Here is a 2,033-nt window from a genome sequence, read left to right as displayed (position 1 = left end):
GGGCTCTGGACCTTCAACCTCGGCGTGAGCGCCTTCGGCTGGGGCAGTACCTCGCTGGTCGCCCTGCTGGTGGTGCTGCTGATGGCCACCCTGCTGACCCCGCTCATCGGGGTGAGCCTCGATCGCTTCGCCTACCGGCCGCTGCGCAACGCACCTCGACTGGCGCCGCTGATCACCGCCCTGGGGGCCAGCTTCGCTCTCCAGCAGCTGGTGGCCGTGTTCTACTCGCGCGGCCAGCTGGCCTTCCCCGACCTGTTCCCCAACACCTCCTTCCAGCTCTTCGGGGCCACCATCCAGGTGCTCTGGGTGTTCATGGTCGGCCTGGCCCTGCTGCTGACGTTCATCCTGACGGCCTTCATCCGCACGACCCGGCTCGGCAAGGCGATGCGGGCGACCGCCGAGGACCCGGACACGGCCCGGCTGATGGGCATCAACGTCGACATGATCATCGCCCTGACCTTCATCATCGGCTCCGCCCTTGCCGGGATCGGCGGGGTTCTGGCCGGCATGTACCTGGGCCAGGTCAACTTCTTCATGGGCTTCATCGCCGGCCTCAAGGCGTTCACGGCGGCCGTGCTCGGCGGCATCGGCAACATCGGCGGCGCCGTCCTGGGCGCCTTCCTGCTCGGCATCCTGGAGACGTTCGGCGCCGCCTACCTGGGCGGCGAGTGGCAGGACGTGTTCGCCTTCGGGGTCCTCATCCTGGTGCTGGTGTTCAGGCCGACGGGCCTGCTGGGCGAGCGGGTGGCGGCCTGATGGCCGCGCCCACGGCCGTGGCCGACCGGCGCCGGGGCGACGCCCGGGCCGAGGCCATGGCCCGGCTGCGGCAACGGGTCCGCCTGCCGCTGATCGCGGTCCCCGCCGGCGGGGTGGTCGGCATCCTCGGCTCCTACCTGTACTGGACCCTGTCGCCGGTGCGGGTCGAGGGGGTGCCCCTCACCGGGCGGCTGGCCGACTTCGGGATCGGCGGGGTGCGGACCTGGTCGCTGCTGCTCGCCCTGGCCGTCCTGGTCTACGGGGCGCTGGTGCTGCGCAGCCGGACGCGAACCTCGACCCAGGGCGAGGCCCTGGTCCGCCTCGGCGTCGGGCTGGCCGTCCTCCCGCCGGTCTGGGCGCTCACCCTGGTCCTGTTCCTCGACGTCGAGGTGGGCAGGCTCGGCCCGGGGCCGTGGGTGACGGCGGCCGGCGGGGTCCTGGCCTGGCTGGGCGCCCGCAGCCTGCTGGCGGCCGAGCCGGCCCCGGCGGCCACGCCCTGGGCGCGGCGGTCGATGCTGCTCGACCTGGCCGTGGTCGTGGTGGCCGAGCTGGTCGCCTACGGGGTCTTCCTGCTCGGCATCGAGGTCGACGACCCGGGCGAGTTCCTCGGCTTCTTCACCGCCCTGACCGCGATCGCGGCCACCCTGTCCACCCTCGGCGTGTTCAAGGGCCTGGCCGGACCGTTCCGCCGCAACGAGGGCGTCGCCATCGCCCTGCTGGCCGTGCTCCTGCTGCTGTTCCCCTTCACCCAGGAGGGCAACACCTTCTGGATCCAGGTGACCGCCCAGGCCGGCCTGTTCGTGCTGGCCGCCCTCGGGTTGAACATCGTGGTCGGGTCGGCCGGCCTGCTCGACCTGGGCTACGTCGCCTTCTTCGGCATCGGCGCCTACACGGCCGCGCTCACCGGCAACGCCCTGCTCACCAACGTGAACTTCCACATCCCTTTCCTGCTGGTGGTGTTCATCGTCGCCCCCGTGGTCGCGGCCTTCTTCGGGGTCCTGCTGGGGGCGCCGACGCTGCGGCTGCGCGGCGACTACCTGGCCATCGTCACCCTCGGGTTCGGGGAGATCGTCCGCATCACCCTCAACAACCTCGACCCGATCACCCGCGGCCCCAACGGCATCTCCTCGATCCCCGACCCGGTGATCGGCGGCTGGTCGATGGGCGCCGGCTTCAGCGTCGCCGGGTTCGAGATCAGCGGCAACGCGATCTATTACTACCTGCTGCTGGCCCTGATCGCCCTCACCCTGGCCACCATCTACCGGCTCAACGACTCG

At 71.4% G+C, this 2,033-nt stretch carries 2 protein-coding genes; both read left to right on the top strand.

Annotated features, from left to right (window positions below; all coding sequences use genetic code 11):
- Window positions 1–756, top strand: a 756-nt coding sequence (locus VF468_05955; GenBank protein HEX5877856.1) for a branched-chain amino acid ABC transporter permease, incomplete at its 5' end; no start/stop codon positions are given.
- Window positions 756–2,033: hypothetical protein (locus VF468_05950; protein ID HEX5877855.1), on the top strand; the 1,278-nt coding region annotated here is incomplete at its 3' end. The genes VF468_05955 and VF468_05950, both read left to right, overlap by 1 nt.

The sequence above is a fragment of the Actinomycetota bacterium genome (assembly GCA_036280995.1).
Taxonomy (GTDB): Bacteria; Actinomycetota; CALGFH01; order CALGFH01; family CALGFH01; genus CALGFH01.
Note: the sequence above shows the minus strand (reverse complement) of the source record. Positions and strands in the feature narration are given on the sequence as shown.